We start from the raw sequence: 24,428 nt of genomic DNA, 5'->3' as shown, positions 1-24,428 counted from the left end.
AGGCACCCGCCCGCAGCGGAACCGCAGCCTCACACCACCAAGAACACAGTCTGACGCCTGGCCCGACGGCCGGTTCCAACCCCTGACAGGAGAGACATGATGAGCAGCGACGTGACAGACGGCCCGGCGGGCACCACGACCGGCGAGGTGTCCCTCTCCGACGTGCTCGAGGTGCTCGGCAAGGTGCTCGGGATCGAGGACCGCGTGGCCTCGTTCGACGCCGGCACCCCCCTCTTCGGCGACCTGCCCGAGCTCGACTCGCTGGCCGTCCTGGAGCTCGTGACCGCCCTCGAGGACCGGTTCGGCATCACGGTGGACGACGACGAGCTCGCCGGCGGGCTGCTGGAGACCGCGGGCAGCCTGCACGCGTTCGTCGGCGCGCGGGCGCGGTGACGGGGAAGGACATGCCATGACCATCGACGAGCAGGGGGCGGCCCGGGTCCAGGACTCGGCCGACGTCGACGAGCGCGCCACGGTCGGCGCCGGCACCACCATCTGGCACCTGGCCCAGGTGCGCGAGGACGCCGTCGTGGGGTCCGGCTGCATCGTGGGACGGGGCGCCTACGTGGGGCCCGGCGTCCGCATCGGTGACGGCTGCAAGCTGCAGAACTACGCCCTGGTCTACGAGCCGGCGGTCCTGGAGGACGGCGTCTTCGTCGGTCCCGCCGCCGTGCTGACCAACGACCTGTACCCGCGGGCGATCACCCCGGACGGGACCGTCAAGACCACCGACGACTGGCACGCCGTCGGCGTCACGATCCGCACCGGCGCCGCGATCGGCGCCCGGGCGGTGTGCGTGGCGCCCGTGACCGTCGGCCGGTGGGCGACCGTCGCGGCGGGCGCCGTCGTGACCGCCGACGTGCCGGACTTCGCGCTCGTCGCCGGGGTGCCGGCCCGGCGCATCCGGTGGGTCGGCCGCGCCGGCGTACCGCTGGAGCGCACCGCCGGGGACGGCTGGCGCTGTCCCGTCACCGGCGACGAGTTCACCGAGTCGGACGGTGTGCTGCGCGAGGCGCCGTCGAACGCGTCTTTTCGGCACTGAACGACCCTCGGTTATTTCTTTTCCAGCCCGCCGTCTCACCTTTCCATCGAAAAGGGTGAACTGACGGGTGAAGGCCCCGGAAAATGGCACCTGGAGCACGACAGAATACAGCGACCCTCATATTATCGTGACCAAGAAATAGCAACGAGAACCGGGCACACACAACGCCCCGAGGCTGCTGTTGCAAGGCCCGGACCACCACCCCCCGGCTCCACCAGGGCGCGTCGACGCCTCGCGATCGACTGCGCCCCAAAACTCATTCCTGGCCAGAGGGAAGGAAGGAATCGACGTGGCGAGCCAGACGATAGGTGGCGGTTTCGAAATTCGCCCGCAGGTCACCGAGAAAAGGGTGAAGAATGCAGCGTCGCGCGGTTTTCACGACGTTCGCGCGCGGCGCGCTCACCCGCAGTGGCAGGTGCGATATCGCGCACGGCTGCGCTACACGGACACGGCCGTCGTCCTCGCCTCGGTGATCCTCGCGTCGGTGCTCGACGCGACCCTGCTGTCCGGCTCCCCCGGGCACCCCGGACCGCTCCGGTCCCTCGCCGTGTCGGCCCTGGTGGCGGTGGTCTGGATCGGCGCGGTGGCCGCGCGCAGCTCCTACGACCTGCGGGTCGTGGGCCGCGACCACACGGAGTACCGGCGCATCTTCGGCGCCACCTGCACGGCCGTGAGCCTGCTCGTGGTCGCCGCCTGGCTCACCGGGTCGGTCGAGCCGCGGGACGTGCTCGCGCAGGCCGTGGTGCTGCCGCTCGGCCTCGCCGGGCTGATCGGCTCCCGCTACGCCTGGCGGCAGTGGGTGGCGCGCACCCGGCGGCGCGGGACGGGCTGCATGACGCCCGTGCTCGTCGTCGGGCACCGCGAGCAGGCCGAGCAGGTGATCCGCCGGCTCAACGGCGCGCCGCACAAGGGCTTCGTGGTGGTGGGCGCCTGCCTGCCGTCCGACGAGACGCCGGCGGGCGAGACGGCCCCCGGCGAGACGCCGCCGCGCGACGGCCTGCCCGGCGACGAGGTGGGCGGCGTGCCCGTGCTCGGCGACCTGTCCCGCGTCGGCGAGGCCGCGGCCCTGGTCCGCGCGAGCGCCGTGGCGGTGAGCGCGTCCGGCAGCATCACCACGGACCTGGTCCGCCGGCTCGGCTGGCAGCTCGAACGGGTCGGCGTCGACCTCATGCTCACCACGGAGCTCGCCGACGTCTCGGCGGCCCGCCTCAGCGTCTCCCCGGCGTCGGGCCTCTCGCTCCTGCACGTGGCCGCGCCCCGCTTCCGGGGGCACAAGTTCCGCGTGAAACAGTGCATCGACTGGCTGCTCGCCGCCGCGATCACGGTGCTGGTGTCGCCGGTGCTGCTCGGCGTGGGGCTGGCCGTCGCGCTGACCAGCAAGGGCCCCCTGTTCTACCTGTCGGAGCGCGTGGGGCGCGACGGCAAGATCTTCCGGATGTTCAAGTTCCGCACCATGCGCGTGGGCGCCGACCGCGAGGTCAAGGCCCTGACCGCGGGGAACGACGGCGCCGGCCCGCTGTTCAAGATGCGCACCGACCCCCGCATCACCCGCGTGGGCCGGGTGCTGCGCCGGTACTCGCTCGACGAGCTGCCCCAGCTCCTCAACGTGCTCGTCGGCCACATGAGCTTGGTGGGCCCCCGGCCGGCCCTGCCGCACGAGGTCGCGGCGTACGAGGAGCGCATGCGGCGCCGGCTGCTGGTCAAGCCCGGGATGACGGGCATGTGGCAGGTCTCCGGCCGGTCCGACCTGCCCTGGGAGGAGGCGGTCCGCCTCGACGTCTACTACGCCGAGAACTGGACGCCGATGCAGGACCTGGCGATCCTCGGGCAGACGGCCCGCGCCGTGGTCTCGGGCCGCGGGGCCTACTGAGGCCGGGCGGGCGGGCCCGGCCGCCCTACCCGGCCCGGTCCGCCCGCCCTCTCCCGGTCAGGCCTTCTCCCACACCGAGACGTGCTTCTCGGAGTCGGCGGTGAACGGCGACCGGTCCCAGCCGGCCCAGCGGTGCCGGAGCCGCAGGCCGGCGATCCGCGCCATGAGGTCCATCTCGGCGGGCCAGGCGTACCGGAACGGCACCGCGCGGAACTGCCCGGTGCCGTCCGGCCGCACGGTCACGTGGTTGGACGTGAAGAGCTGGGTGGCGACGTCGTACCGGTCGAAGCCCACGTAGCCGCTGTCCCCTGCCGCGGGCGCGACGGTGAACGGGACCGTGTCCTGGCCGGGCGGCAGACGGCGCAGGCCCGGCACGCCCACCTCGATCAGGAACAGTCCGCCGGGCCGCAGGTGCGCCGCGGCGTTGACGAAGACGTCGACCTGCCCGTCCTGCGTGGTCACGTTGCTGATCGTGTTGAAGACCAGGTAGGCCAGGGAGAAGTCACCCGGCCGGACGGCGCCGTCGAACCCGTCGAACCGGGTGGTGGTCATGTCGCCGACGGTGACGCCCACGGCGTCCCCGCCGGGCTTGCCGGCGATCCGCGCGGCCATGGCGCGGCTCAGCTCGATGCCGCCCACCCGCACGCCGCGCGCGGCCAGCGGGGCCGCGACACGCCCGGTGCCGACCGCCAGCTCCAGCACGGGGCCGCCGGCCGCGAGCTCCTCCAGCAGGTCGACGGCGGGCGTCACGACCGCCGGGTCGTTCGCGCCGCCCGGACCGTCGTAGTCCACGGCCACGCTCTCGGGGAACTGGCCGTCGCCCGGGTCGTCGCCGGGGCGGTGGGCGAGGTTGCCTGCGGTGCTCGGGGCGGGGTGCGCGTCGTCGGTCACGCGCCCGACGCTATGCCCGGCGCCGGTGCCGGCCCAGCTCTTTTCGAGCCCCTCAGACGTGGACGCGCACCAGCCGCATCGGCGTGTGCGGGATGCCGTCGTCGAGGAAGTCGTCGCCGTCCGCCACGAACCCGTGCTTGCCGTACCAGCCCGTCAGCGGCGACTGGGCGTCCAGCACGACGTCGCGGTCGTCGCCGGCCTCGTCGACGTACTTCAGGGCCGTGCGCATGACGTCGTCGGACAGGCCCTTGCCGCGGGCCTCCTTGGCCAGCGCGACCCGGCCGATGCGCCACACGTCGCCGTCGTCCAGCACGCGGGCGGTGCCGAGCACGCGGGTCCCACCGTCGGACACGGAGTCGGGCGCGGCCTCGGCCAGCAGCACGACCTGCACGGCGCCCGGCTCGACGTCGCGCCCGTCGAGGTCGTGGTACGGGCAGTCCTGCTCCACGACGAAGACGTCCTGACGCAGCTTCCAGACCCCGTAGGCGATGGCGACGTCGAGCTGGGCGAGCGGGGCGGTGATGATCTGCACGCATCGATCCTCGCACGCCCCGCCCCGTGGGCGTCGTGCCGAGGCGCCCCGCCCGGGATCGGCTGCCCACCCGAATTCCTAAGAGCCCCAAGACCCCGAAGAGAGACCTTGAGGCTTTCTTGAGGATCTTCGGCTGGGCCTTGAGCCCGGAGAAGCATGCTGGGAGCGGCCATTCAGAGAGCCCACAAAAAGCATTCCGAGAGCCATCGGAAAAAGCTTTGTGGTCATTCTTCGCCCACCATTCATGATCTCGTCGGGGAGAGCATCGCCATGACCCACGTAGAAACTCGTCGGCCGGCACCGTCCCGTCCCGTGCCCACCAAGGCCTCGACGAGCAGGCCGACCAGCGGCCGCGTCGTGGTGATGATCCCGGCGCACAACGAGTCGGAGGGCATCACCGAGACCGTCACGGCCCTCGGCCACCAGACCCGTCCGCCCGACGAGATCCTGGTCGTCTCGGACAACTCGACGGACGACACGGTCGAGCTCGCCCGGCGCACGGGCGCCCACGTCACCGAGACGGTCGGAAACCGGCACAAGAAGGCCGGGGCCCTCAACCAGGCCCTGGCGACCGTGCTTCCCCGGCTGCGGGACGACGACTTCGTGCTGGTGCAGGACGCCGACAGCGTGCTGGACCCCGGCTTCGTCGAGAGCGCGCTCGCGCACCTCGCCGCCGACGAACGGCTCGGGGCCGTCGGAGGCGTCTTCCGTGGTCAGGACGGCGGAGGGTTCGTCGGTCACCTGCAGCGCAACGAGTACGCGCGCTATGCGCGGGACGTACGGCGGCTCAAGGGCAAGTGCCTGGTCGTCACCGGCACCGCCGCGGTGTTCCGCGTCTCCACGCTCCGGCACGTCCGGGCGGCCCGGCTGTCGCACCACATCCCGGCCGGCGACGGGCAGGGCGGCATCTACGACACGACGGTGCTGACGGAGGACAACGAGATCTCGTTCGCCCTGATGCACCTCGGGTACAAGATCCTGTCGCCCACTGGCTGCACGCTCACGACAGAGGTGATGCCGACCTGGCGGGAGCTCTGGAACCAGCGCCTGCGGTGGAAGCGGGGCGCGATCGAGAACTGCGCCCAGTACGGACTGACCCGGGTCACCGCGCCCTACTGGGGTCGGCAGGTGGTGTCCGTGCTGGGAATCCTGGTGACCGCCGCCTACCTGGCGACGATCATCTGGTCCCTCGTGGCATTTGGATCACTCAACATCCAACCGTTCTGGCTGGCACTGACCGGCGTTTTCGTCGTCGAACGTGTTGTCACTCTGCGAGACCGGGGACCGGTCAGGCAGATGATTGCCGCCACGCTTTACGAGCTGCCGTTCGACCTCTTTCTGCAGGCATGCCATGGAAAGGCATATCTGGACACCGTGATGAACCGAGAAAGGAGATGGTGACATGTACAACGGAGCAGCACTGAGCACGATCGGAGGCGGTGGCGTGGCAGCCCTGGCCGCCACGGGCCCCGACAACGTGCTGTGGCTCGCACTGGCGTCGTTCGCGCTGGTCGCGGCCGGGGTGGCCGTACGACGGATCGTGCCCCGCAAGGAGGGGTGACCTCCGCACAGCCCAAGGGTGCTCGCCACGGATCTCACCGTGGCGAGCACCCTTTCGCGTCAGGCGACGGGCAGGTACCGCCGCCACCAGTCGAGGATGATCTCGAACCGCTGCTGCCGGTGCCGCGGGCGTCCCGACCGCGACAGCTCGTGGTTCTCGCCGGGGAAGACCACCAGCTCCGTCTCCACCCCGTTCCCCTTGAGCGTCGAGTAGTAGCGCTCCGCCTGCGACAGCGGGCAGCGCAGGTCCAGCTCGGAGTGCAGCACGAGCGTGGGCGTCGTCACCTGCCCGGCCACCGCCTGCGGCGACTGCGCCGCGATCTGCTCGGGCTTCTCGCCCACGTACTCCAGGCCGAAGAACGAGCCGATGTCGCTGGTACCGAAGAACACCTCAGGGTCGAGGAACCCGCGCTCCACGACGGCGCCCGCGAACCGGTGGTCGTGGGCGATGGTCCAGGCCGTGAGGTACCCGCCGTACGAGCCGCCGAGCACACCCACGCGGGACCCGTCCAGCCGCCCGTCCGCGGCGACCGCGCCGTCCAGGAAGTCCAGCACGTCGTGCAGGTCCACGGTGCCCATGGCCTGCTTGATCGTGCGGCCGTGTGCCTGCCCGTAGCCGGCCGAGCCGCGCGGGTTGCAGTAGACGACGGCGTACCCGGCGTCGACCAGCACCTGCGTCTCGTCGAACAGCCGCACGTCGTAGGACGCGTAGGGACCGCCGTGGATCATCAGCAGGGTCGGGTGCGTGCCCGTCCCCTCGGGCACCGCGACCCAGCCGTGCACGGGATACCCGTCGCGTCCGGTCACGGTCAGCTCGGTGGGGGTGACGACGCCGGCCGCGCGCAGCGGTGCGGAGAAGTCGGTCCGGGGGTGGATCCCGCCGTCCGCGACGACGCCCACCTCGCCGTAGGTGCCCGCGTCGCCGTAGGCGACGGCGATGGTGCCGCCCCCGACGCCGATGTCGGAGACGAGCACGTCTCCGCCGGTCAGCGGGGTCGTGGTGCCGTCGTCGGACACCTTGACCACCTGCTGGGTGCCCCGGGTGGCAAGGACGAGCAGCACGCCGCCGTCGGGCAGCGGCACCGGCTCGTGACCCAGCTCCTGCGTCTCCGGGTCGGTGAGCCGGCGGGGCTCCGGGTCGGCCCACGCGGACACCACGTACAGGGCGGCGTTGCGCGCCACGAAGTCCTTGCCCTCGGGGCCGTGGTCCTGGGCGAGCACGTACAGCTCGCCGCCCGGGCCGAACGCGACCGCCTGCGGGCCGAGCGTGCCGAGCTCCACCTCGGAGCCGCCGCCGGCGGCGCCCTCGCCCAGCGGGAGCACCCGCAGGATGCTGCGGCCCACCTGGCCCGCGCCCTGCTCGCGCTCGGCGAGCACGGCGATCGAGCGGCCGTCGGGCGTGAAGGCGATCCCGCCGTGGTCGACGTCGTCCGTGGTCACCCGGCGCGGTTCCGGTACCGCGGGGCGCGGCTCGGCCGGGCCCTGCGGGGTCGCGACGGGCTGGACCACGGGCTCCGCGTCGACGTCGGGCACGTCGACGAGGTACACGTGCTGCGGGCGGTCGCGGTGGTAGCCCAGGCCGTTGCGCGTCCAGCTCCACTCCGTGATGCGGCGCGGGCCCTCGGCCCCGGGCGCGATGCCCTCGACCGAGCCGTAGCGGCCCGGCTCGGGCTCACGGCTCAGGAACGCGAGCCGCTTCCCGTCGGGCGACCAGCGGAAGCCGCTCACGCCGAGCGTGCGGTCCGTGACCTGCACGGCCTCGCCGCCCGCGACCGGGAGCACCCAGAGCTGCGGGGCACCCTGCGGCTGCGCGCGCAGGAAGGCGACCAGGGCGCCGTCGGGCGAGAACCGCGGCTCGGTGTCGCGGAAGCCGCGGGTGAGGCGGCGGGGCGTGTCGGTGACGGTGTCGGTGCCCTGGCCGGTGCTGGTGGCGGCGTCCGGGGTGGCGCTCGGGGCGGCGCTCGGGGCGGCGAGGGGGACGCGCCAGAGCTGGCCCACGACGGCGTCGGCCTCCAGGTCGGGCCGGGTCACGGCGACGACGGCCCACGTACCGTCCGGGTGGACGGCGGGCCGGGAGACGGTGCGGATCAGGGGAAGGTCGGCTGCCTGCATGACCCGGACATTACCCTTGCGAACATGTCCGAAACACAGCAGACCGACGCGCCCGGCGCTCACGAGGCCACGAGCGCGCACGAGGCGTGGGGCGCACCGCGCAGCCGTGACCTGACCTGGTACGACCCCCTCCGGACCGCGGCAGAGGCGCCGCTGACGTCAGGCGTCGAGTTCCTGCGCCGGATGCGCGACGGCCTCATCCCGCCGCCGCCGATCGCCTCGCACTTCGGCCTCGATATCGACGAGGTCGAGGAGGGGCGCGTGACCTTCCGGTGCACGCCCGACGAGTCCGGGTACAACCCGATCGGCACGATCCACGGCGGCGTGCTCTGCACGCTGCTCGACACGGTCTGCGGCTGCGCCATCCAGTCGGTGCTGCCGCAGGGCAAGGGCTACACCTCGATCGAGATCAAGGTCAGCTACGTCAAGGCCGTGCGCGGCGGCGGCGGACCGCTCACCGCCGAGGGCACGGTCGTCAAGGCCGGTTCCCGCGTGGGCTTCACGGAGGGCGTGGTGCGGGACGCGACGGGTGCGGTGGTCGCGACGGCGTCGAGCACGCTGCTGATCTTCGACATCCCGACGCCGACGGCCTGACGCACGTGGGCCCGGGCCCGAAGTGCGCTTCTACCCAGTCATTGCGCCCGTAATCACGCTGTTTTCGGGCCCAATTACTGGGTAGAAGCGCACCTTCGCGGCGACGCGGGCCGCGGCCGGCCGAGTCAGCCGTGGGGTCGCGTCAGCCCGTGATGAAGAGGCCGACCACCCACGCGCCCGTCGCGATCAGCGAGCCCACGAGCTGGACGCCGATCGTGATCAGCGTGGCCTGGACGGCGGCCTTGGTGGCGGACCAGGCGGCCGACACGTCCCGGCGGCGCGCCCACTCCAGCAGGAAGATCGCGGCGACGAAGAACAGGAACAGGCCGATCACGGGCAGCACGAAGAAGCCGACGATGCCCGCGATGCCGCCCACGGCGAGGGTCAGCACGGGCACCTCGGCCTTGCGCATGTGCTTGCCGGCGAGGATCCACTGGAACACCTCGGCGACGGCGATGGCGACGGCGGCGATGCCGAACACGACCCACGCCTGGACGCCGCCCGTGAAGATGGCCCACACGAGGATGCCGCCCAGCACGAGCACGGCGCCGGGCAACACCTGAACGACGATGCCGATCAGCCCGACCAGGATTGCGACACCGACGAGTACCTCTGCCCATACGTCCACGGCCGCACACTAGCCTGTTGGTGCAAATCGGACACGGAGCCCGGCGGATATCCTGCTCGCCATGAAGCACGAGGCGGCCGGCTACCTGGCCAGGCTGGGCCTGGAGGCGCGGCCCCCGGCGACGGTCGGGACGCTGTTCGAGATCCACCGGCGGCACGCCGAGCGCATCCCGTACGAAAACCTGCACACCATGCTCGGCGACCCGCCGCCCATCGACGCGACGTCGACCCTGGCGCGACTGGCGGCGGGCGGCAACGCGGGCTACTGCTTCCACCACAACGGCGTCATGACGACGGCGCTGCGGGCGCTCGGCTACGACGTCGTCCCGGCATGGGGCCACAACTGGGACGACGAGGCGGAGCGCCGGGACCTGCACGTCGGGCACCTGGCGCTGACCGTGCGCGGCCTGCCGTCCGACGAGAACCCGGGCGGCGTCTGGTGGCCCGACGTCGGCTGCGGCGACGGGCTGCACGAGCCGCTGCCCCTGGTCGCGGGCGAGTACCGGCAGGGCCCGTTCACCTACCGGCTGGAGGTGCGCGACGACGGCTGGACGTTCCACCACGACGCCCAGGGCAGCTTCGGCGCCGTCGACCTCTTCGACGAGGCGCTCACGCCCGAGCAGGCGGACGCCGCCCATCGCCGCCTGACCGCGCCGGACGGCGGGGCGTACGCCCGCAAGCTGGTGGTGCAACGCCGTCTGCCCGACGCCGCGGAGACGCTGCGCGGCTGCCAGTTCACGCGGACCGGGTCACGCGCCGAGCAGGTCGAGCTCACGGCGTACGACGACTGGCGCGACGGGCTGCGGACGCTGGGCATCATGCTGCAGGGCGTCGACGACGACGCCCTGCGGGGACTGTTCGACCGCAGCCTGGCGGCGCACCGCGACTGGCTGGCGACGCGCTAGCGGCGCCGGCCCGCCCGGTGCGCGCTCGGTATCAGTTCCAGAACACCGCGACCGCGATGTTCACCAGGGTGAGCCCGAGCACGGAGCCCTTGAGGCCCTGCGACACGTTCTCGCCCTTGCGCACCGCGAGGACGGCCAGCACCGCGACGGCGAGCGCGATGATCAGCTTGACGCCGATCTTCGCCATCGACGGGCCGCCGTCGTCCCAGAGGCCGCCCATCTCGGCGATGCCGACCATGATGACGCCCGCGACGACGGCTCCCATGGCACCGTGCGAGACACCCTTGTAGAGGGCCTTGGTCCGCAGCGACGCGATCGAGCCGCCGAAGACGAGCGCCCAGCTCGCGAAGTGCAGGAACACGAAGACGTTGTAGAGGAACTCCATGGTCGGCAGCCTATCCGCGGCGGGGGTCCGAACCACCTGAAATCCGAGCGCCCGGGGCGTTAGTGACAATTTTCACGAGCCTGGCCCTACCGGGCCCGTCAAGGCATCGCGCCCGTCTCGGGTCGCACTAGAAGATCCGCATCCACCAGCGCCGCCTCCACTCCTCGAAGAAACGGTCCTGCTCCGCGACGGAACCCACTTTGCCGGGCGGGGCGTACGAGAAGATCTCGACCAGATGCCTGGACCGCGGCTTCCGCCACCGGTGCAGCAGATACACGAGCGAGCCGGCGGACATCGAGATCGACATCCCCGACACATAGGCATCCACCCGTGCACCGGCGCAGCAGAGCCGATAGCCGAGCGGTTCGACCTGCTCCCGCAACGCTCGCAGCGCATGCCAGGCATCCGGAGCCGCGGCCTCCCAGAACTGGCCCGCGGGAGACTCAAGGCGCAGCACGAATGACTCGTCCGCATCCTCGGTCACGGTGAGAAACCACGACTTGTCCTGGACACCGCCTTTCGCGACCGAGAAGAGGTCCCGACTCGACCGCGCCCCCGCAGTGCTTCTCGGATCAGGCCGATCGCCGTTGCCGAGCGAGGGAACGGGCTCTCCCCGCGCACCTCGTTCCGCGCGCTGCTGAGAGGTCAGTTCCGAATCCAGGTCGGCAAACCAGAGAAACGTCGCGATGGCACGATCGAGTGAACGCGGGCCGCACGCGGCCTTGAACCGCTTTCCGTCGCACACGATATGGAGCCACTCCCCATCGGCGTACTCCATTTCGACGTCGCACCCCCGACCCTCCAACGGCGTCCGCTCAAGGTCGATCGAGACGGTCCAGCCGGGATTGTCGATCGTGTCCACGCTGACGCCGAACTCGTGCTCCCAGTCGCCGTCAGACATCAGGGCATACCAGTCCTGCAATGCCTTCAGGTGAGACATGAGCCCTCCGCTCTCGACGAGTCAGGCTCAAGGTACAAGTCCGGCCCATTCGGCAATCTCCTGCGAGGTCGGCACTCTGCGTCGAGGTCGGCACAGGCCTGTGCCGACCTCGATGCCAACTGCCGACCCGGAAGGGCGCCGCGCGCAACCTGCCGACCTCGGCACCCGGGACCGGACGACAGTGTCCGCGGCAGTTTCCCGACCGTTTAGGTAGGGAAATGCATAGGCAACATTGATGCACTCGATAGACATCCACTATATGGACATGGTCTTCCGCCCTTCCGAACCCGCGGTTACGGTCTTCGCCATGACCAAGGCAGCGCGCATCTCCCTCGTGACACGGCGTCACGAGATGCCCATGTGTGCCATGCCGACCTGTGCCTGCGACCGCTGTCGCAGCTGTCAGCCCTGACGCGCCCCTCGCCCCTGCAAGGTCAGCGCGCGCCGCCGGCCCGCAGCGCTGAGTCCCTGGTCATCCCCGGGAACCGGCTTCTTGTGCCCGCACGACGCGCACCACTCCCCCAGCACGCTCCACGCCCGCGCGCCCCGCACCGAACAGGACCCCGCACATGGTGAACACGGCCCCCACCCCGCCCGAGACCCGCACCCCTGCACGGCGCACGCCCACGACGTCGAAGCGCCCCGCCCGGCCGAACGGCCAGTGGAAGGTCGACGGGACCGCGCCGCTGAACCACAACGAGGAGTTCAAGCAGGAGTCCGACCCGCTGGAGGTGCGCGACCGCATCGAGCGCATCTACGCCAAGGACGGCTTCGACTCGATCCCCGGCGACGACCTGCACGGCCGGTTCCGCTGGTGGGGCCTGTACACGCAGCGCAAGCCCGGGATCGACGGCGGCCGCACCGCCCAGCTCGAGCCGCACGAGCTCGAGGACAAGTTCTTCATGCTGCGCGTTCGCATCGACGGCGGCGCCCTGTCCACCGAGCAACTGCGCACCATCGCGGGCATCAGCACGGAGTTCGGCCGGGGGTCGGCGGACATCACCGACCGGCAGAACCTCCAGCTGCACTGGATCGAGGTCGAGTCGGTGCCGGAGATCTGGCGGCGGCTGGAGGCCGTGGGGCTGAGCACCACCGAGGCCTGCGGCGACGTGCCGCGCGTCATCCTCGGCAGCCCGGTCGCCGGCGTCGCGAAGGACGAGCTGATCGACCCGACGCCCGTGATCGAGCAGATCCAGGAGCGCTTCATCGGCGATCCCGCCCTGGCCAACCTGCCGCGCAAGTTCAAGTCGGCGATCACCGGCCACCCCAGCCTCGACGTCGTGCACGAGATCAACGACATCTCGTTCGTCGCCGTGGACCACCCCGAGCTCGGCATCGGCTACGACCTGTGGGTGGGCGGCGCGCTGTCGACGGCGCCGCGCCTCGCGGAGCGCCTCGGCGTGTTCGTCACCGAGGAGCAGGCGCCCGACGTCTGGCACGGCGTGGTGCGGATCTTCCGCGACTACGGCTACCGCCGGCTGCGCAACAAGGCGCGCCTGAAGTTCCTGCTCGCCGACTGGGGCGTGGACAAGTTCCGCCAGGTGCTGCAGGACGAGTACCTGGGCTACGAGCTGCCCGAGGGCGTCGCCCCGCCGTCGCCCGCCTCGCTGGGGCTGGACGAGCGCGGCGACCACGTCGGGGTGTACGAGCAGCACGACGGCCGGTTCTACGTGGGCGCCGCGCCGACGGTCGGCCGGGTCTCGGGCGAGACCCTGGCCCGGCTGGCCGACCTCGCCGAGACGCACGGCAGCAGCCGCGTCCGCCTGACGCCGCAGCAGAAGCTGCTGGTCCTCGACGTCGCGCAGGAGCAGGTCGAGCCCCTGATCACCGGCCTGGCCGAGCTGGGTCTCCAGGCCCGGCCGAGCCCGTTCCGCCGCAACACCATCGCCTGCACGGGCATCGAGTACTGCAAGCTCGCGATCGTCGAGACCAAGGCGACGTCGGCCGCGGCGATCACCCAGCTGGAGGAGCGCCTCGGGGACCTGTCGAACCTCAAGCCCTTGAGCCTGCACGTCAACGGCTGCCCCAACTCCTGCGCGCGGATCCAGACCGCCGACATCGGCCTCAAGGGCCAGCTCGTCATGGACGACGACGGCAACCAGGTGCCCGGCTTCCAGGTGCACCTGGGCGGCGGTCTGGCCTCGACGGAGCGGGACGACGCCGGGCTCGGGCGCACCGTGCGCGGGCTCAAGGTGACCGCCGACGGCATCGGCGACTACGTGGAGCGGGTCGTGCGCCGGTTCGACGCCGACCACGAGGGCGACGAGACGTTCGCCCAGTGGGCGCACCGCGCCGACGAGGAGGCCCTCCGATGACGGCCCTCAACGAGGCGCCGACGTCGTCCGTCACGCTCTCCGGGGTCGGCGCCGGCGAGAACCCGCGCCTCGCGCGGGTCCGTGCCCGCGCCGCCGCCCGCGAGAGCACCCGCGACGCGCGCCGGGACGCCCGGGCCACGCGCCGCCGTCGGACGCCGGAGGAGCTGCGGGCCGTCGTCGAGCGCGGGCAGGCCCAGCTCCACGCCTCCACCGGCAGCCCCGAGGCCGACGCCGAGGCGGTCATCGCCTGGGCCGTGCGCGAGTTCGGGCCGTGGATGGCCGTGGCCTCCTCGATGCAGGACACCGTGCTGTCGCACCTGGTGGCGCAGCAGCTCCCGTTCGTCGACGTGCTGTTCGGCGACACCGGCTACCACTTCGCGGAGACCCTGGGCACCCGGGGCGCCGTCGAGATCGAGCTGGACGTCAACGTCGTGGACGTGCGCCCCGAGCTGACCGTGGCCGAGCAGGACGCCGCCTACGGACCCAGGCTGCACGACACCGACCCCGAGGCCTGCTGCGCCATGCGCAAGGTCGCGCCGATGAAGAAGGCGCTGGAGGGCTACGAGGCGTGGGCCACCGGCGTGCGCCGCGAGGAGACGGCGGCGCGGGCCAACGCGCCCCTCGTGTCCTGGGACGAGCGCAACGGCGTGGTGAAGATCAACCCGATCGCGGCGTGGACGGACGACCAGGTCGCCGCGTACGCCGCCGAGCACGGGCTGATCGTGAACCCGCTCCTGACCGACGGCTACCCGTCGGTCGGCTGCGAGCCGTGCACCGCGCGGCCGCTGCCGGGGCAGGACGCGCGCTCGGGCCGCTGGGCCGGGCGCGACAAGGACGAGTGTGGTCTCCATGTCTGACGCCGCACAGATCTATCCCCTGGGGCTCCAGGTCGCCGGGCGGCTCGTCGTCGTGGTCGGCGGCGGGCCCGTGGCAGCGCGCCGGGTCCGCTCGCTCCTCGACGCCGGAGCGCGGGTGCGCGTGGTCGCTCCGCACGCCGTGCTCGGCGAGCAGGGAATCGCCGTCGCTTCGGAGTCCTCGGACGACGAGCCGCAGCCGGGAACCGTGGAGTGGGTCCGGCGCGAGTACCGCTCGGGCGACCTCGACGGCGCCTGGCTCGCGCACACAGCCACGGGTTCGGCCGCGACCGACCAGCAGGTGGCCGACGACGCCGAGCGCGCCCGGATCTTCTGCGTCACCGCGGGCGACGCGTCCGTGGGCAGTGCGTGGGTCCCGGCGGTCGCCCGCACCACCCTGACCGACGGCGCCGAGGTGACCGTCGCGGTGACCGCCGGCCGGGACCCGCGGCGTGCGCGGGCGATCCGGGACGCGGTCGCGGGCCAGCTCCAGTCGGGCGCAATGCCGCTGCGGCGGCAACGACCCCGGGGCGGTGCAGGGGCGGACGGTTCCGTTCCCGGCCGCGTCTGGCTCGTCGGCGGCGGCCCGGGCGACACCGGCCTCATCACGGCGCGCGGCCGCGCGGTCCTGGCCCAGGCCGACGTCGTGGTCGTCGACCGCCTCGGCCCGCGCGCCCTGCTCGACGAGCTCGCGCCCGAGGTCGAGGTGATCGACGTCGGCAAGACGAGCGGCAACCACCCGGTGCCGCAGCACGAGATCAACGCGCTGCTGGTCCAGCACGCGAAGGCGGGCCGCGACGTCGTCCGCCTCAAGGGCGGCGACCCGTACGTGTTCGGCCGCGGCGGGGAGGAGCTCGCGGCGTGCCGCGCGGCGGACGTCGAGGTCGAGGTCGTGCCGGGCGTGACGTCGGCGGTCTCCGTGCCGGCGGCCGTCGGCATCCCGGTGACCCACCGCGGCGTCGCCCGCGGCTTCAGCGTCCTGACCGGGCACGACGGCGCCGCGCAGGTGCCCGGCGGACCGGACCACACGCTCGTGCTGCTCATGGGCGTGACCCACCTGGCCGACACGGCGGCAGCCCTGATCACCGCCGACCGCCCGGCCGACACCCCGGCCGCCGTGGTCGAGGACGGCTACGGCCCTCGCCAACGCGTCACGATCGGCACGCTCGCGACGATCGCGGCCCGCGCAGCGGCGGCGAACGTGAAACCCCCGGCCATCATCGTGATAGGCGACGTAGTCCGCCTGTCCCCGTCCTGGCCGCCCCTCTAGCTCGTTGAGTGCTGGGTATTTGTCGGCGCGAAGGCCATCAACCCGCAAATACCCAGCACTCAACGGAACGTCACAGCAGGCGGCGGGCCACCGCCCAGCGGGTCAGCTCGTAGCGGGAGCTGAGCTGCAGCTTGCGGAGCACCGCACTGACGTGCGTCTCGACCGTCTTGATCGAGATGAACAGCTCGCTCGCCACCTCGCGGTACGAGTACCCGCGCGCGATGAGCCGCATGACCTCCTGCTCGCGCTTCGAGAGGCGGTCGAGCTCGTCGTCGGCCACGGCGATGTCGTTCGCGGACGCGCCGAACGCGTCCAGCACGAACCCGGCCAGCCGCGGCGAGAACACGGCGTCGCCGCCTGCGACCTGCACCACCGCGGACGACAGCTCCGACGGCGCGATGTTCTTGGTGACGTAGCCGCGGGCACCCGCCCGGATGACGGAGACGACGTCCTCCGCGGCGTCGGACACGGACAGCGCGAGGAACCGCACGCCGTCGGTCAGCAGGTCGGCGCACCGCTGCACCACCTCGGCGCCGCCGCCGCCGTTGCCGCCGGGCAGGTGCACGTCGAGCAGCACCACGGGCGGGCGGTGCTCGTGCACCTGCGCCACGGCCGTGTCGACGTCGGAGGCCTCGCCGACCACGGTCACGCGGTCGTCCAGCGAGGCGCGCACGCCCGTGCGGAACAGGTGGTGGTCGTCCACGAGCACCACCGGTACCGGGAGCGGCACCAGCCCGCCGCCCGACGCCGTCGCCTGGGTTGTCATCTCGTCGCACCTTCCGCTGTGGTGGGCACGGCGTCGGGGGCCGTCGCGGCCTGCGCCCTGCCGTTCTTCTCGGTCTTCTTCTCGCTGTTCGCGGGCTTCCGGTCACCGTTCGCCGGCTTGCGGTCGCCGTTGGCCGGCTTCCGGTCGCCGTTCGCGGGCCGGCGTTCGCCGTTCGCGGGCTTCTCCAGCGGCATCCGCAGCCGGACCTCGGTGCCCCATCCTTCCCGGCTGACGACCTCGGCGGTGCCGCCACGCCGGCGGACCCGCCCGAGGATCGACTCGCGGACGCCGAACCGGTCGACCGCGATCTCGTCGAGGTCGAACCCTTCGCCCCGGTCGCGGACGAACACCTCGGCCACGTGGTCCGAGACCTCGAGGTACACCGACACGGGCGGCTTGCCGTGCTTGAACGCGTTGAGCATCGCCTCGCGCGCGGCCTGGAGCAGCGCGGCGGTGCACTCGGTGGGCGGGCAGTCGCCCACGACCACGGTCTCCACGGTGAGCGGAGCCACGGCGTCCTCGATCTCCGCGACCAGGTCCTTCAGCTCGGCGGCCACGGACGTGCCCGGCTCCTGCCGGTCGTCGTAGAGCCAGCCGCGCAGCTCGCGCTCCTGGGCGCGGGCCATGCGGGAGACGGCCTCAGGGTCGTTCGCCTGGGCCCGGATCAGGGCGAGGGTCTGGAGCACGGAGTCGTGCAGGTGGGCGGCGATGTCGGCGCGCTCGGACTCGCGGGCGCGGGCGGCGCGCTCGTCGCCGAGCTGCCGCACGAGCCGGATCCACCAGGGCACCGACACGAGCACGAGGCCCGCCACCATCGCGACCGACGCGACGGTGGCCTGCATCAGCACGCTCACGGGCGTGTCCTGGCCCACGAGCATCAGCACGCCGAGCATGGTCAGCACCACGCCGCCGGCCAGACGCAGCAGCGCCGTCCGCGAGCGCAGGAGCGAGCCGGTGCCCGACCCGCCGACCCAGCGGTCGCGGTCGGTCGCGTCGATCTGGCTCCAGGCCAGGGCCACGCCGCCGAGGCCGATGAGGGCGGGCAGCACCCAGGAGGCGACCGGGTCCCACCCCGCGCGGTACGCGACGAGCAGCGCCGCGCCGGACAGCAGGGCCACGCCGAGCCAGATGTCGCGTGCCGCGAGCCGGGAGACCGGCCCGGACAGGCGCATGCGCTCGGCGAGAGAGGGGGCGTTGCGTTCCTGCGCGCCGGCGTCGGCGTCCGCGTCGGTGGTCAGCCGCGGCGCGAGCCGGGCGCGGTCGGTCGGCACCGCGGCGACGGGCACGGTCGGCACACCCGCGGGAATCGTCACCCACCAGAAGACGTAGGCGACCGCCCCGGCCCCGGCGAACCCGGTGAGCACGACGAACGCGATCCGGACCAGCCACACCGGCAGGCCGGTGTGCGCGGCCAGGCCGGCGGCCACGCCGGCCAGCCAGCGGCCGCTGTGTCCCGGCCCGGCCTTGCCGGGTCTGCGGAGGGTGAGTCTTTGGTTCACACCCTGATCGTCACATGTCCTCTGGCCCCTGAACATGGCTGAGCCGGGATCTCAGGGTCCTGCGCGGGGGTAACCAGGGTCGGTTCAGGGCAGGTCCCGATGCCGCATCGGCCGCCGGTCGACAAGCATGGATGTCATGAGCACCGACGAGACGCGTCCCGAGGACGCCACGAGAGAACCGGGTGGCCCGGCCGACGCCAGGTCTGTCGGCCCGGACCCGGTGGACCCCGCGTCCACCCCCGCACCCGACGCAGCCGCCGACCCGAACACCGGCCCTGCACCCGTCGCCCCCGGGCAGCGGCCGTACCCGGAGACGGGCTTCTTCGCCTCGATCCGCCGCGGCCTGTTCCCGCGTTCCGACCAGCGCTGGGTGGGCGGCGTCGCCGGCGGACTCGCCGAGCGCATCGGCTGGGACCCGCTGCTGGTCCGCGGCCTGCTGATCGTCAGCTTCTTCCTCGGCGGCCTCGGCCTCGTCCTGTACGGGGTGGGCTGGGCGCTGCTCCCCGAGCGCGACGGCCGCATCCACCTGCAGGAGGCGGTCCGCGGCAACTTCGACGTCGCCATGCTCGGCGCCGTGGCCGTGTTCCTCATCGGCTTCTCGTGGGGCGGTCCGCTGGGCTGGTGGGACGACGGCGGCTGGCACTGGCTCGTCATCCTCTTCTGGCTGGCGGTCCTGGGCGTGACGCTCTACCTCATCGTGCAGGGCGTGCAGCGGGCCCGGGACAACAACGTGGCCCGGAGCCAGGGCAACGCCCCCGGCGCGCCGGGTGCGCCGACGCCGGGAGCGCCCACGCCGGGCACCCACGTCGGCACCCCGACGCCGGGTACCCCGACCCCGGGCGCTCAGTCCGGCACCACCGCCCCGTTCACGCCCGCGCCGCAGGTCGACTACCGCCGCACCGAGGGCCTGGTCTACGCGACCGGCGCTGGTCCCCGGCACCAGGGCCAGTCCCTGCAGTCGCCGTACCGCCCGGCCCCGACGGCGGCGCTCCCGCCGCAGCCGGTCTACGCCGCGCCCCGGGTGCGGACGTCGCGCGGCCCAGGCGCCGCCGCCGTCGGCATCACGCTCGGCGTGATCCTGCTGGCGGGCGCGCTGCTCCTGGCGGCAGAGCGTCTGGGCGGCGGCGGCTACCTCGACGGCGGCGCGACGCTCCTGGCCGCCTGGCTGGGGATCGGCACCGTGGCGCTGGGCATCGCGATCCTCGTCTCGGGTCTGCGCGGCCGCACCAGCGGCTGGCTCGGCTTCTTCGCCATCGTGGCCCTGGTGTTCGGGGTCGGTTACGTGGGCATCGCCGGCACCGCCGGACCGCGGTGGGTCGACGACGCCGTGGTGAGCAGTCGGCACATCGAGGGCATCATCACCGAGAACGACAACCCGGACGCCGCCACCCTCACCGAGGGCACGATCGCCGTCCAGACGCTGCGCGAGGCCGAGAACGGCTTCTACGTGCAGTGGGGCGACCCGACCATCGACCTGTCGGAGCTCAACCTGTCCCGGGTCGAGCCCGGCGACCCCGTCGTGGTGCCCATCCAGCTCGGCGCGGGCCAGACCTCCGTGATCGTGCCGAAGGACGTGGCGGTCGAGGCGAACGCCTACGTCGCCGCCGGGGTCGTCCAGTGGAACGTCGACGACCAGAACCGCTCCACGAGCGGCGTCGGCTCCGACAACTACTTCGCCAGCGACGCAGTCGGCGACGAGGGCGCCGTGCTCAGCCTCGACATCGAGGCCGGCGCGGGCGAGGTCATCGTCTCCGAGAGCAACTGAAGGAGCACGCCATGACTGACCAGACGAACGACCGGAAGAACCCGAGCGAGACCCCCGGCGGGCCCGAGGGCCAGGACACGAGCGAGAACATGGACCAGAAGACCACGAACGACCCGGACACCACCCAGGTGCTGCCGGCCCAGGCCACCCCGCCCACCCAGAAGATCACGCTGGACGACTCCGGGCGCGAGCCCGAGGCCGCCGCGCCGGAGGGCGAGGTGCACCCCGCCTACGGCATCGCCGCGGCGCGGGTCGAGGCCGAGGCCGCGGCGGCCGAGGTCCACGACGCCCCCGTGCGGGACGACTCCGACCCCCTCGCGCCCCTGCGCGAGCCGGCGCCCGGGGCGACCTCGACGCCGGGGGCGACCCCTCCGCCGTCGGGCAACGGCCCGGCCGCGACGCAGCCCGCGCCGGCCCAACACGGGCCGGCCCACCCCACCCAGGCGGTCCAGCCCGCGCAGGCCGCCGCCCCCAAGCGCGGCCCGCGCGTGGGGACGGCGGTGTGGGGCCTGATCGTGATCGCGGTCGGGCTGGGGATCCTCGCGGTGGCGGCCGGCGTCGTGTTCGACCTGGGCGCGGCCCTGATCGTGCTGCTCGGCGCCGCGGGCGTGATCCTCGTCGCCGGTTCCGTGATCTCCAGCGTCCGACGGCGCTAGGGGGTCCGGGCCAGTCTCTGCAGTGCTCCCCCGATCACGCCCAGGACGATCCCGAGCCCGACCACCAGGGCACAGACCCCGAACGCGACCACCGAGGTGAACAGCGACGCGCGCAGGAACGACGCGTCCATCACGGTGTCGCGGACGGGGTCGTCCTGTGCCAGCTCGGCGTAGGTCGCCCCGCCGGACGCCTCGAGGGCGTGGTGGTTGATGATGTCCGCCTGGGCGTAGGCCGTGAGCGGTCCCTGCACCTGCTGACCTGCAAAGACGCCTCCCATGAACGTGGAGTCGTCGGAGACGGTGATCTTCTCTGCCGAGAGCTGCGTCGCGACGAGAATCCACACGGCGATCCCCGCCACGATCATGATGATCGCGGCGACGATGACGAACACACCAGCACCCTTGACCCCTTTGACGGGGACTTTCGTGTAGTCGCTCATCCCGCAACGCTAAGTACGGACCACCCGCCGCGCGCGGCGTAGCACCAGGCAGGAGGACCGCCGGGTGCGAGGATGGCGGGCGTGCGCATCACCCACGTGTCCGACACGTACCTTCCGCTGCTGGGCGGGATCGAGTCCCAGGTGAGCCGCCTGGCCGCGCAGCAGGTCGCGGCCGGGCACGACGTCGAGGTCGTCACGACCACCCCCGCGGCGCCCGGCGCGCACGGGGTGAGCACCGCCGTCGAGGACGGCGTCGTCGTGCACCGGATCGCGGCGCGGATCCCGGGCCGCTGGCCGATCCACCCCCGCTCCACCGCGCACGTGACCACCCGCCTGCGGGCGGCGATCGACCGGGGCGAGCGACCCGACGTCGTGCACCTGCACATGGGCGTGCTCGCCCCCACGGCGCAGGGCGCGCTGCGGCCCGTGACCCGGCTGGGGCTGCCCGCGGTGCTGACCGTGCACAGCGTGTGGGGCAACGCGTCGCGCCTCTTCGCGGCCGCCGACGCCGCGGCGGGCTGGTCCCGCTGGCCCGTGCGCTGGTCGGCGGTCAGCGAGATGACGGCCGAACCCCTGCGCCGGCTGCTGCGCCCCGGGGCCGACGTCGCGATCCTGCCCAACGGCATCGACCTCGCCGCCTGGCGGGTGCCGCGCACCGAACGCGGGGACCGGCCCGAGGGTGCGGCCGTGCACGTGGTCTCGGCCGCGCGGTTCGCGCCCCGCAAGCGCATGCTCCCGCTGCTGGCCGCGATCGCCGAGGCCGTCGGCCGGCTCCCCGAGGGTGCACTGTTCGTGACGCTCGCCGGCGACGGCCCGGAACGCGCCGCCGCCCGGAAGTTCGTCGCGGAGCACGGCCTGCGCGACGTCGTCTCCCTGCCCGGCCGCCTCACCGCCACCGAGCTCAAGCGGCTGTACGCGCGGGCCGACGTGTACGCCGCGCCCTCCTCCGACGAGGCCTTCGGGATCGCCGCGCTGGAGGCGCAGGCCGCGGGGCTGACCGTGATCGCCCACTCCCGGTCGGGCCTGGCCGAGCGTGTCGTCGACGGCGCCACCGGCCTCCTGGTGCCCGACGACGTCGCGCTGACCGCCGCGCTCGTGCGGCTCGCGGCCGAGCCCGACCTGCTCGACCGGCTGCTGTTGGCCGCGGCGACGCCGCCGGCGGGCGTGGACTGGCCGGACGTCCTGGCCACGACGGACCGGGCCTACGCAGAGGCGGCGACGCTGGCGCGTCAGACCGAGAGGTCGTAGGTCCGGTCGCCGAAGTCCGCGACGATACGGATGCGGCCCCCGAGCGCCGCGACATACGCCTCGATCGTCCCGAGCTCGCTCCGCGAGACGTCACCATGCTCGATCGCGGACACTCGACGCTGGGAGACGCCCATCGCTTCTCCGACGACGGCCTGCGTCATCTTCTGGTCCGCCCGGATCTGCGCGAGCCGGTATGCGGTGATCTCGCGGTCGCTCCGCTCACGCGCGGCTGCTTCACGCTCCGGAGTTGTCGGCCGCCGGGCCTTGACGTCTCGCCACGTGCTGTAGGACTCAGTCATCGCTCATCCTTCCGCTCGCCAACCACTCCGAGTATCGCCTCTCTGCAAGCGCGATCGCCGGTGGATACCACGCATTCCACGACCCAGCCTTGTCGCCGCCGACCAGGAGGCACGCCCTGCGCTCCGGGTCGAAGACGAAGAGTATCCGGACGGTGTCGGCCCGTAGCTCCTTCATCTTGTGCACGGCTCCTCCCGAGACTCGATCAACCGATGGCCGCCCGAGCTGCGGCCCGTGCTCGACGAGCAGTTCGACGCGGGCTGAGACCAGGTCGTAGGCGGAGTCATCGAGAGCGAGGACGAATCGCTCTACTTCCGGGTGCAAGAGGACTTCCCAAGGCATGTCGCATTCTAGAACGTAAGTATTCTAGATCGCAGAAGTTCTACGGTCCAGAGGTTCCCGGTACCCACGTTGCGCTGCGCAGCGAGGGCCCCGCCGATAGCCTCCCCGGGTGAGCCCCTCCGAACCGGCCCCGACGAGCCCGGTCGAACCCTTCGCCGTCCGGCACTACCGGCGGGCGCGGGCCGAGGTGACGCCCTGGGCGCGGAGCATCGGCGTTGTCGCCGTGATCGCCGCGGTGTGGGCCGTCTGGGCGAGCGGGCCGGGCTGGCTCACGCCCGCCTACCTGGTGCTCGCGGTCGCGGGCGCGGCGCTCGGGGTGATCGACGCGCACACCCACCGGCTGCCCGACGCGCTGGTGTTCCCCCTGACCTGGGCGACGGCGGTACTGCTCGCCGTGGCCGCCCTCGGCACCGGGTCGTGGGGCGACCTCGGCCGCGCGGCGCTGGGCGGGATCGCGTTCTTCGCGCTCTACCAGGTGCTGTACCTGGTGTCCCCGCGCGGCGGGATCGGGTACGGCGACGTCAAGCTCTCGCTGAGCCTGGGCGCGTTCCTCACGTGGCACTCGTGGGCCACGCTCCTGGTCGGCGTCTTCGCCGCGCACCTCGTGGCCGGCCTGGTCGCGATCGTGCTGCTGCTCGGCCGCCGAGCCGGCTGGAAGTCGGGCATCGCGTTCGGCCCGTACCTGCTGCTCGGCACCGCGATCGGCCTGACCTGGGTCCGCCTCACCGCCTGATCCGAACCCGCCGCTTTACCGGCAAACGGGATCTCAGTGATTTCACCGAATAACGTCCGATAACCGGTCAACAATGCGGCGAAAACTGCTTTCCGGGTATCAGCGTGCGGGTGAAATCCTCGTCCTTCTATGACCGGCGACAACAGCGTCGCCGGCTGACATGGGGGATTTCTCATGAGGTACGCAGACAAGGTGAAGCGCAGTTCCCGCACCCGCCTGACCGCCGTGGTCTCGGGGGCGCTCATGGTGGTGGCGCTCGGGGCGGCAACGCCCGCCGTGGCAGGGACGGCCGACGGCGCGGGTGCCGCCGGGGTGCAGGTCCAGGAGGTCGGGTCGGCCGCGCCGGTGCTGGTGGAGGACCTGGCGGCGGCGCCCGCGTCCGTCACGGCGACGTACTACTGCGCGGTGCGGGACGGGACGTTCGGGTGCCAGAGCGGCGCGCCCGGCGACGGCCTCGTGGTGGCCGAGCTGTTCCAGCACGCCGAGTTCGGGGGGTGGCGCGTGGTCGTCTTCAACCCGGCGTACAGCTACGGGTGCTCCAGCGGCACCGGCGACAACGAGGGCGGTGCGAACCTCGGCACGTACCAGAACGCCGTGAGCGCCGTGAAGACGTACAACCACTGCGACGTGCGGCTCTTCGACGGAAATGCCAAGAGCGGCGCGGCGACCGGTTTCATCGACCGCGACAACAACCTCGGCAGCTTCAACGACCGGGCGAACTCGTTCGCGATCTCCTGACCGGGAGAGACACCAGGGAAAAGAACTGCGGCCCCGCCCCGGAAAGG

At 72.5% G+C, this 24,428-nt stretch carries 26 protein-coding genes; 15 read left to right on the top strand and 11 right to left on the bottom strand.

Annotation, left to right across the window (positions count from 1 at the left end):
• Positions 1-99 precede the first annotated feature (99 nt).
• The 3 genes from ACFWEJ_RS07750 (at position 100) to ACFWEJ_RS07740 (ending at position 2,912) form a co-directional block, all read left to right on the top strand.
• A complete protein-coding gene (locus ACFWEJ_RS07750) occupies positions 100-393 on the top strand; it encodes an acyl carrier protein (protein WP_377228619.1) in 294 nt (97 codons plus the stop codon).
• A gap of 16 nt (positions 394-409) precedes the next feature.
• Positions 410-1,042 carry an acyltransferase gene (locus ACFWEJ_RS07745; protein ID WP_377228618.1) on the top strand — a complete coding sequence of 211 codons (633 nt, stop codon included), beginning with the start codon at positions 410-412 and terminating at the stop codon, positions 1,040-1,042.
• Positions 1,043-1,457: 415 nt separating this feature from the next.
• Positions 1,458-2,912: a sugar transferase gene (locus ACFWEJ_RS07740; protein WP_377228617.1), complete on the top strand. Its 1,455-nt coding sequence runs from the start codon at positions 1,458-1,460 to the stop codon at positions 2,910-2,912.
• A gap of 57 nt (positions 2,913-2,969) precedes the next feature.
• Here the strand turns inward: ACFWEJ_RS07740 and ACFWEJ_RS07735 are convergent, their stop codons facing one another.
• Both ACFWEJ_RS07735 and ACFWEJ_RS07730 read right to left on the bottom strand, forming a co-directional pair.
• Positions 2,970-3,803 (bottom strand): class I SAM-dependent DNA methyltransferase, encoded by an 834-nt coding sequence (locus tag ACFWEJ_RS07735; RefSeq protein WP_377228616.1) that lies wholly within the window; start codon positions 3,801-3,803, stop codon positions 2,970-2,972.
• Between the two features lie 52 nt (positions 3,804-3,855).
• Entirely contained in the window at positions 3,856-4,335 is a 480-nt protein-coding gene (locus ACFWEJ_RS07730; RefSeq protein WP_377228615.1) for a GNAT family N-acetyltransferase, read from the bottom strand.
• 156 nt (positions 4,336-4,491) lie between these two features.
• On the opposite strand from ACFWEJ_RS07730, the gene ACFWEJ_RS07725 reads away from it, so the two are divergent.
• Both ACFWEJ_RS07725 and ACFWEJ_RS07720 read left to right on the top strand, forming a co-directional pair.
• Positions 4,492-5,736: a glycosyltransferase family 2 protein gene (locus ACFWEJ_RS07725; protein WP_377228614.1), complete on the top strand. Its 1,245-nt coding sequence runs from the start codon at positions 4,492-4,494 to the stop codon at positions 5,734-5,736.
• A 1-nt stretch (position 5,737) separates the two neighbouring features.
• On the top strand, positions 5,738-5,896 hold the full coding sequence (locus tag ACFWEJ_RS07720; protein ID WP_377228613.1) for a hypothetical protein: 159 nt from the start codon (positions 5,738-5,740) through the stop codon (positions 5,894-5,896).
• A gap of 59 nt (positions 5,897-5,955) precedes the next feature.
• On the opposite strand, the gene ACFWEJ_RS07715 is transcribed toward ACFWEJ_RS07720, so the two are convergent.
• A complete protein-coding gene (locus tag ACFWEJ_RS07715; RefSeq protein WP_377228612.1) occupies positions 5,956-8,007 on the bottom strand; it encodes a prolyl oligopeptidase family serine peptidase in 2,052 nt (683 codons plus the stop codon).
• Positions 8,008-8,031: 24 nt separating this feature from the next.
• Between ACFWEJ_RS07715 and ACFWEJ_RS07710 the strand changes: the two genes are divergently transcribed.
• Positions 8,032-8,601, top strand: coding sequence for a PaaI family thioesterase (locus ACFWEJ_RS07710; protein WP_377228611.1), 570 nt, complete (start codon positions 8,032-8,034; stop codon positions 8,599-8,601).
• Positions 8,602-8,743: 142 nt separating this feature from the next.
• Here ACFWEJ_RS07710 and ACFWEJ_RS07705 read toward each other — a convergent pair whose 3' ends face one another.
• Positions 8,744-9,229 carry a DUF456 domain-containing protein gene (locus ACFWEJ_RS07705; protein ID WP_377228610.1) on the bottom strand — a complete coding sequence of 162 codons (486 nt, stop codon included), beginning with the start codon at positions 9,227-9,229 and terminating at the stop codon, positions 8,744-8,746.
• A 61-nt stretch (positions 9,230-9,290) separates the two neighbouring features.
• Between ACFWEJ_RS07705 and ACFWEJ_RS07700 the strand changes: the two genes are divergently transcribed.
• A complete protein-coding gene (locus ACFWEJ_RS07700) occupies positions 9,291-10,133 on the top strand; it encodes an arylamine N-acetyltransferase (RefSeq protein WP_377228609.1) in 843 nt (280 codons plus the stop codon).
• Positions 10,134-10,164: 31 nt separating this feature from the next.
• Here the strand turns inward: ACFWEJ_RS07700 and ACFWEJ_RS07695 are convergent, their stop codons facing one another.
• Both ACFWEJ_RS07695 and ACFWEJ_RS07690 read right to left on the bottom strand, forming a co-directional pair.
• The gene (locus ACFWEJ_RS07695; RefSeq protein ID WP_377228608.1) at positions 10,165-10,518 is read right to left on the bottom strand and encodes a hypothetical protein; all 354 of its coding nucleotides are present in this window, start codon (positions 10,516-10,518) and stop codon (positions 10,165-10,167) included.
• Positions 10,519-10,645: 127 nt separating this feature from the next.
• Positions 10,646-11,458 carry an immunity 53 family protein gene (locus tag ACFWEJ_RS07690; RefSeq protein WP_377228607.1) on the bottom strand — a complete coding sequence of 271 codons (813 nt, stop codon included), beginning with the start codon at positions 11,456-11,458 and terminating at the stop codon, positions 10,646-10,648.
• Between the two features lie 569 nt (positions 11,459-12,027).
• Between ACFWEJ_RS07690 and ACFWEJ_RS07685 the strand changes: the two genes are divergently transcribed.
• The 3 genes from ACFWEJ_RS07685 to cobA are packed head-to-tail and all read left to right on the top strand — an operon-like array spanning position 12,028 to position 15,897.
• Entirely contained in the window at positions 12,028-13,773 is a 1,746-nt protein-coding gene (locus ACFWEJ_RS07685; RefSeq protein WP_377228606.1) for a nitrite/sulfite reductase, read from the top strand.
• Entirely contained in the window at positions 13,770-14,630 is an 861-nt protein-coding gene (locus tag ACFWEJ_RS07680; protein WP_377228605.1) for a phosphoadenylyl-sulfate reductase, read from the top strand. The genes ACFWEJ_RS07685 and ACFWEJ_RS07680 overlap by 4 nt, the downstream gene beginning before the upstream one ends.
• Positions 14,623-15,897 (top strand): uroporphyrinogen-III C-methyltransferase, encoded by a 1,275-nt coding sequence (gene cobA, locus ACFWEJ_RS07675; RefSeq protein ID WP_377228604.1) that lies wholly within the window; start codon positions 14,623-14,625, stop codon positions 15,895-15,897. The genes ACFWEJ_RS07680 and cobA overlap by 8 nt, the downstream gene beginning before the upstream one ends.
• 70 nt (positions 15,898-15,967) lie before the next feature.
• Here the strand turns inward: cobA and ACFWEJ_RS07670 are convergent, their stop codons facing one another.
• Positions 15,968-16,663 carry a response regulator transcription factor gene (locus ACFWEJ_RS07670; RefSeq protein ID WP_285101140.1) on the bottom strand — a complete coding sequence of 232 codons (696 nt, stop codon included), beginning with the start codon at positions 16,661-16,663 and terminating at the stop codon, positions 15,968-15,970.
• A complete protein-coding gene (locus ACFWEJ_RS07665; RefSeq protein WP_377228603.1) occupies positions 16,660-18,162 on the bottom strand; it encodes a PspC domain-containing protein in 1,503 nt (500 codons plus the stop codon). The genes ACFWEJ_RS07670 and ACFWEJ_RS07665 overlap by 4 nt, the downstream gene beginning before the upstream one ends.
• Positions 18,163-18,298: 136 nt before the next feature.
• Between ACFWEJ_RS07665 and ACFWEJ_RS07660 the strand changes: the two genes are divergently transcribed.
• Both ACFWEJ_RS07660 and ACFWEJ_RS07655 read left to right on the top strand, forming a co-directional pair.
• Positions 18,299-19,927 carry a PspC domain-containing protein gene (locus ACFWEJ_RS07660; protein ID WP_377228602.1) on the top strand — a complete coding sequence of 543 codons (1,629 nt, stop codon included), beginning with the start codon at positions 18,299-18,301 and terminating at the stop codon, positions 19,925-19,927.
• 11 nt (positions 19,928-19,938) lie between these two features.
• The gene (locus ACFWEJ_RS07655) at positions 19,939-20,583 is read left to right on the top strand and encodes a hypothetical protein (protein WP_377228601.1); all 645 of its coding nucleotides are present in this window, start codon (positions 19,939-19,941) and stop codon (positions 20,581-20,583) included.
• Here the strand turns inward: ACFWEJ_RS07655 and ACFWEJ_RS07650 are convergent.
• Positions 20,580-21,023: an aromatic ring-opening dioxygenase LigA gene (locus ACFWEJ_RS07650; protein WP_377228600.1), complete on the bottom strand. Its 444-nt coding sequence runs from the start codon at positions 21,021-21,023 to the stop codon at positions 20,580-20,582. The genes ACFWEJ_RS07655 and ACFWEJ_RS07650 overlap by 4 nt on opposite strands.
• A gap of 81 nt (positions 21,024-21,104) precedes the next feature.
• Here ACFWEJ_RS07650 and ACFWEJ_RS07645 point away from each other — a divergent pair, with 81 nt between their 5' ends.
• On the top strand, positions 21,105-22,271 hold the full coding sequence (locus ACFWEJ_RS07645) for a glycosyltransferase family 4 protein (RefSeq protein WP_377228599.1): 1,167 nt from the start codon (positions 21,105-21,107) through the stop codon (positions 22,269-22,271).
• Here ACFWEJ_RS07645 and ACFWEJ_RS07640 read toward each other — a convergent pair.
• Positions 22,253-22,570, bottom strand: a complete 318-nt coding sequence (locus ACFWEJ_RS07640; protein ID WP_377228598.1) for a helix-turn-helix domain-containing protein — start codon at positions 22,568-22,570, stop codon at positions 22,253-22,255. The genes ACFWEJ_RS07645 and ACFWEJ_RS07640 overlap by 19 nt on opposite strands.
• Entirely contained in the window at positions 22,563-22,910 is a 348-nt protein-coding gene (locus ACFWEJ_RS07635) for a type II toxin-antitoxin system RelE/ParE family toxin (RefSeq protein WP_377228597.1), read from the bottom strand. Before ACFWEJ_RS07635 ends, ACFWEJ_RS07640 begins: the two co-directional genes overlap by 8 nt.
• A gap of 109 nt (positions 22,911-23,019) precedes the next feature.
• Here ACFWEJ_RS07635 and ACFWEJ_RS07630 point away from each other — a divergent pair, with 109 nt between their 5' ends.
• Positions 23,020-23,643, top strand: a complete 624-nt coding sequence (locus ACFWEJ_RS07630) for a prepilin peptidase (protein ID WP_377228596.1) — start codon at positions 23,020-23,022, stop codon at positions 23,641-23,643.
• A 192-nt stretch (positions 23,644-23,835) separates the two neighbouring features.
• Complete coding sequence (locus ACFWEJ_RS07625; protein ID WP_377228595.1) at positions 23,836-24,381, top strand: hypothetical protein; 546 nt, start codon at positions 23,836-23,838, stop codon at positions 24,379-24,381.
• Positions 24,382-24,428: the final 47 nt, after the last annotated feature.

It is taken from the genome of Promicromonospora sp. NPDC060204, from assembly GCF_042728455.1.
Classification (GTDB): domain Bacteria; phylum Actinomycetota; class Actinomycetes; order Actinomycetales; family Cellulomonadaceae; genus Promicromonospora.
This window is presented reverse-complemented; position numbering and strand designations above follow the sequence as displayed.

What these genes read in the sequence shown, in the direction of transcription:
- ACFWEJ_RS07680 (WP_377228605.1), top strand. Translation starts at nt 13,770, where the DNA reads ATGACGGCCCTCAACGAGGCGCCGACGTCGTCCGTCACGCTCTCCGGG.
- ACFWEJ_RS07670 (WP_285101140.1), bottom strand. Translation starts at nt 16,663, where the DNA reads ATGACAACCCAGGCGACGGCGTCGGGCGGCGGGCTGGTGCCGCTCCCG.
- ACFWEJ_RS07725 (WP_377228614.1), top strand. Translation starts at nt 4,492, where the DNA reads ATGCTGGGAGCGGCCATTCAGAGAGCCCACAAAAAGCATTCCGAGAGC.
- ACFWEJ_RS07635 (WP_377228597.1), bottom strand. Translation starts at nt 22,910, where the DNA reads ATGCCTTGGGAAGTCCTCTTGCACCCGGAAGTAGAGCGATTCGTCCTC.
- ACFWEJ_RS07685 (WP_377228606.1), top strand. Translation starts at nt 12,028, where the DNA reads ATGGTGAACACGGCCCCCACCCCGCCCGAGACCCGCACCCCTGCACGG.
- ACFWEJ_RS07695 (WP_377228608.1), bottom strand. Translation starts at nt 10,518, where the DNA reads ATGGAGTTCCTCTACAACGTCTTCGTGTTCCTGCACTTCGCGAGCTGG.
- ACFWEJ_RS07640 (WP_377228598.1), bottom strand. Translation starts at nt 22,570, where the DNA reads ATGACTGAGTCCTACAGCACGTGGCGAGACGTCAAGGCCCGGCGGCCG.
- ACFWEJ_RS07720 (WP_377228613.1), top strand. Translation starts at nt 5,738, where the DNA reads ATGTACAACGGAGCAGCACTGAGCACGATCGGAGGCGGTGGCGTGGCA.
- ACFWEJ_RS07650 (WP_377228600.1), bottom strand. Translation starts at nt 21,023, where the DNA reads ATGAGCGACTACACGAAAGTCCCCGTCAAAGGGGTCAAGGGTGCTGGT.
- ACFWEJ_RS07690 (WP_377228607.1), bottom strand. Translation starts at nt 11,458, where the DNA reads ATGTCTCACCTGAAGGCATTGCAGGACTGGTATGCCCTGATGTCTGAC.
- ACFWEJ_RS07750 (WP_377228619.1), top strand. Translation starts at nt 100, where the DNA reads ATGAGCAGCGACGTGACAGACGGCCCGGCGGGCACCACGACCGGCGAG.
- ACFWEJ_RS07655 (WP_377228601.1), top strand. Translation starts at nt 19,939, where the DNA reads ATGACTGACCAGACGAACGACCGGAAGAACCCGAGCGAGACCCCCGGC.
- cobA (WP_377228604.1), top strand. Translation starts at nt 14,623, where the DNA reads ATGTCTGACGCCGCACAGATCTATCCCCTGGGGCTCCAGGTCGCCGGG.
- ACFWEJ_RS07660 (WP_377228602.1), top strand. Translation starts at nt 18,299, where the DNA reads ATGAGCACCGACGAGACGCGTCCCGAGGACGCCACGAGAGAACCGGGT.
- ACFWEJ_RS07710 (WP_377228611.1), top strand. Translation starts at nt 8,032, where the DNA reads ATGTCCGAAACACAGCAGACCGACGCGCCCGGCGCTCACGAGGCCACG.
- ACFWEJ_RS07745 (WP_377228618.1), top strand. Translation starts at nt 410, where the DNA reads ATGACCATCGACGAGCAGGGGGCGGCCCGGGTCCAGGACTCGGCCGAC.
- ACFWEJ_RS07700 (WP_377228609.1), top strand. Translation starts at nt 9,291, where the DNA reads ATGAAGCACGAGGCGGCCGGCTACCTGGCCAGGCTGGGCCTGGAGGCG.
- ACFWEJ_RS07715 (WP_377228612.1), bottom strand. Translation starts at nt 8,007, where the DNA reads ATGCAGGCAGCCGACCTTCCCCTGATCCGCACCGTCTCCCGGCCCGCC.